This is a genomic window from Marinomonas sp. S3726, assembly GCF_000967665.1.
GTDB lineage: Bacteria > Pseudomonadota > Gammaproteobacteria > Pseudomonadales > Marinomonadaceae > Marinomonas.
This window is the reverse complement of record NZ_JXYC01000052.1, coordinates 1-1,443: the sequence shown is the minus strand read 5'-3', so window position 1 is coordinate 1,443 and position 1,443 is coordinate 1. Positions and strand designations below refer to the sequence as shown.

Here is a 1,443-nt window from a genome sequence, read left to right as displayed (position 1 = left end):
TTGGCCATAGAGTCTCTTTTTCCTATTAACGCTCTTAGCGTTCACCTGCCAAGTAAAAGCCCAATCTTGTCCGCCAAATAAATCACCGTATGAATATTGATATCTAAGTTGTTTATACTCGGTAATCGTAATCACGTAACCCATGGCCGCAGCGACTTCGATAAAGAATTCTCGGCTTTGTCCACCTTGCATTTTGTATGACTGAATCAAAGCCCCTAAACGCTCTTGAAAGGAAGGGTCGATACCGCTACAAGCATCTGGTAGCCCATATTGGCTTTCCCACTCTTTAAACAACTCATTAGCGGATGAGGGGTGAGATTCATCAAGTAAATCGGCTGCTCGCTCATCAATACGGGTGAACTCTTCAGCAATACCGCCCATCAATTTACCTAATTCAGAATCAGGCTCTTTAGGCCAGCAATCTCCGATCGGTAGCAAGCCAATCAACGCATTTTGATAAGTATCTAAGCCGCTGGCCATGTAATCTCTCCCAGCGTAATAAATCCGCCTGTTTGGCTGGTTACGTCATCATTTAATGTAATAGCAAAGTTTTCTTCACCTGTTGCTAGTGATATCGCCTCACGAATTTTTGAAATAGGCAGAGTTCCACCGGGAGTTACTTCACGGCTTAATAAGTCTTTCAGCTCTGCTGTTATGGCAGTTCTAACCGCGGTGGTGTTAGGAGACAGAAGTGTAAATTCTAAGTCTAAAGGTTCGGGTGAAACCGCGTAGATATAGAGCGCCTTCATACTAGCAGGGCGAACTGAATCGATATGATTTTTAACCGCTGTGAGGTGCGTATTACTTGCTACAACCGTGTTTAATTTTTCAGTCACAAATCTAACGGTTACCGTTCCTAGCCCAGCTTCGTTAGGGTAGCTCCATGCGCGGGTTACATCAGAATGAGCGGCTAGAGTCCAGTTTACGTAGTCTGTCTTACTACCGCCCATGGCAGGGCTTTTACGCCTTTCAGAAAGGCGCTCTCGAACCCTATCGATGCTTTCAATATCACTACCGCCTGTCAACGCAATCACGCTTGCTTCTGAATCAAGACCTAATTGGGTCTCAATGAAACGTAAGGTTTCACCCGCGCTTAAGTTACCCGCTTCACCCGCGTTTATAGCTTTAATATCAATGGTTGCTGAGCCGCTGCTAATTGTTGCACTTTGGGTTGTTCTATAAATAACGTCGCTGTCTGTTTGTAGTAGTGTCTCAGCAAGTAATGTTTCACCATCATTCCCCGTGATCGTTGCGGTTCCAGCGGCACGATAAGCTTGTGTTCGATAAATCCCAAGCTCGGCAGCGCGCCGAAGTAAGTTCTCATCATCACAAGAGTCATCAAATAATTGTTCTGCGTTATAGGTTAAATGCCCATGTAAGCCGTGGGCCAATCCTGCTACGGCTTGAGCCAGCGGATAATAGACATCACCGCGTGATGACGCA

The 1,443-nt window shown here is 45.7% G+C and carries 2 protein-coding genes; both read right to left on the bottom strand.

Annotated features, from left to right (window positions below; all coding sequences use genetic code 11):
• A partial coding sequence (locus TW85_RS24745) for a putative phage tail protein (RefSeq protein ID WP_046019817.1) occupies positions 1 to 480 on the bottom strand: 480 nt, incomplete at its 3' end.
• On the bottom strand, positions 465 to 1,443 hold a 979-nt coding region (locus TW85_RS24740; RefSeq protein WP_046019816.1), incomplete at its 5' end, for a baseplate J/gp47 family protein. The genes TW85_RS24740 and TW85_RS24745, both read right to left, overlap by 16 nt.